At 66.4% G+C, this 2,517-nt stretch carries 2 protein-coding genes; both read left to right on the forward strand.

Annotated elements, in window-relative coordinates; translation table 11 throughout:
* Positions 1 to 154: 154 nt before the first annotated feature.
* Positions 155 to 787 carry a tyrosine-type recombinase/integrase gene (locus tag CEY15_RS17640; protein ID WP_245847723.1) on the forward strand — a complete coding sequence of 211 codons (633 nt, stop codon included), beginning with the start codon at positions 155 to 157 and terminating at the stop codon, positions 785 to 787.
* On the forward strand, positions 750 to 2,517 hold a 1,768-nt coding region (locus CEY15_RS17645; protein ID WP_095719491.1), incomplete at its 3' end, for a tyrosine-type recombinase/integrase. The genes CEY15_RS17640 and CEY15_RS17645, both read left to right, overlap by 38 nt.

The following is a 2,517-nucleotide window of genomic DNA, read 5'->3' on the forward strand; positions in this document are numbered from 1 at the left end:
GCGAGTGGACCGGTACGCGGCCACGACGATCAATCGGCGCCTGGCGGCGATCTCGGGCCTGTACTCCTTCACTGGGCTCAGGGATCCGAACGCCATCAATCCCGTCCCGCGAGGTCGCGAGGCGCGGTGGCTGGTCGCTGGGGAGAGGTCTGGGATGCTCGCCCACACCAGGAGACGTCGACAGCCCCGCTCGGCGCTGCGACTGCGGGAGGCGAGAACGTTGCCGGTGGCGTTGTCTGCGCCGGATGCGGCGGCCCTGGTCGCGAGTCTGCGGACGTGGCGAGACCGGGCGATCGCGGGACTGATGCTGTGGTGCGGCCTGCGATCTTGCGAAGTGCTGGGGCTGAACGTCACCGACGTCGACATTGGAGGGCGGTGGATCACCGTCACCGGCAAGGGCGCCAAGCAGCGTCGCGTGCCCCTGGATCCCGACGTCGGGGCAGTGATTGATGTGTATCTGCTGGCAGAACGTCCCGAATCCGATTCGGATCGGCTGTTTCTGGTGGCTAAGGGCGCCACCCGCGGGCAGGGGCTGACTCCGGCGGGCCTGCGCACGATCTTTCGGTACCACCGGGAGATCTCCGGAGTCACCGGTGGACATCCACACGCGTTGCGGCACACCTTCGGCACCGTGTTGGCCGAGGCCGGCGTCGACCTGGCGGTGATGCAGGCCCTGCTCGGGCACGCCCACGTCGATACCACTGCCCGCTACGTTCATCTGGCTCCGGTCCACGTGAAAGGGGAGTTCGATGCCGCACGTGCACGCCTTCGCAACCAGGCCCGGTGACGCCGCCGTCACCGGTTCGGGGTTGGTGGCCGAGGACCTGTTGCAGGCCTACCTCGATCGCCTCGCCGCTACGGGCCGGGGAAACGCGGTCTACGAGCGCGCCGCACGGAAGTTCTTGCGCACCTGGCCCGACCCCGAGGCCTGGGCCCAGCAGCCACTTGCCGACCGGCTCGCCGCGGGAAGTCAGACCCGCCCGCTGATCACGTACCTGATGGTTCACCAGGGCCTTCGTCCCGGCTTTGACTATCTGCTCGAACGCAAGCTGTCCTCGATCTGGAGAGAAATCCAGTCCAGCTGGCTGCAGCCGGAGATCGATCGATTTCTGTCTGCATCCGAGGACCTGGGGTTCTCACTGCGGGTGCGGCTGGCGACCGGGTCGCAGGTGCCGGTGCGGCTACTGATCCAGACTGGCCGCCCGATCACCGAGCTGACCCAAAGCGACCTCGATGCGTTCGCCGCAGCCTGCCATGAACGAGGACGGCGTACCGGGACCAGCCACAGCCACTACCTATCGGCGATCAGCACCACCCAGACGGTGCTGTACCACCTGGGCGTGGTCGACCAACTGCCCCGCGCCGGGGGCCCGATCCCGCTGGCTGAGCGACTGGCCGAGATCACCCCATCGATCCGGGACGAAATGGTCGCCTACCTGGAGCGAAAGAAGGCAACCTGCCAGGTCAAGACCGTCTCGACCATGGCCACCCGACTCAAGCACTTCGGTGTGTTCTTGACCGGCATCGATCCTGACCTTGCCAGCGTGGCCGACCTGGATCGGCGCCACCATATCGAGCCCTGGCTGTCCTCGCTGCCCGACTCGGTCAGCGACAAGGACGGAAAACCGATCAGCAACGGCGACCGCAACCGACGCGTGATCGCCGTGATGACGTTCCTGACCGATATCACCGAGTGGGGCTGGGACGCGGCCCCCGGCAGGAAAGTGCTCTTCCGCGATGACATCCCCAAACTCCCGCAGGTGCTGCCACGGTACCTACCGATCGACGCTGATCGGCGCCTGCAACAAGCACTGACCACCCATCCCGCGAACGAGCTCGCTGCGCTGGCTCTGCGCCTGCAGCGAGCCTGTGGACTACGTATCGGCGAGCTGCTCGACCTGGAACTGGACTGCGTCCACGAGATCGACGGCAATGGCTCCTGGCTCAAGGTTCCCCTGGGCAAGATGGCCACCGAGCGGATGGTCCCACTCGATGATCAGACCCTCGAACTGATCGACAGGGTCATCCAGATTCGCTCCCACTGCCAGCCGTTGCCTCACCCGCGGTACCGGCGCCGAGCACAGTTTCTGTTCACCTACCTCGGACGCCGACTGACCCAACAGGGCGTGCGCGCCGAACTCAACCACGCCGCCGATATCGCCGGACTCGACCACATCACCTCCCACCAGCTGCGCCACACCTACGCGACCGCACTGGTCAACGCTGGCGTCTCCCTGCAAGCACTGATGGCCCTACTCGGTCACGTCAGCGCCGAGATGAGCTTGCGCTACGGCCGACTCTTCGACACCACCATCCGCGAGGAATACGAACGAGCCCTGGACCTGGCCAAACAGAACACCCCGCCCCAGAACCCGGCACCGGGCAGCCCCGGTGGCCGGATCCAAATTCCGCTGGCCGACATCACCGGCGGACGTCCCTGGCAGGACACGCCGCTGCTCAAATCGCGCATGGCAGGAGGATTCTGTCTACGAGCCCCAGCCCAGGGCGCCTGCACCT

This window comes from Dietzia natronolimnaea (genome assembly GCF_002289575.1).
GTDB lineage: Bacteria > Actinomycetota > Actinomycetes > Mycobacteriales > Mycobacteriaceae > Dietzia > Dietzia natronolimnaea_A.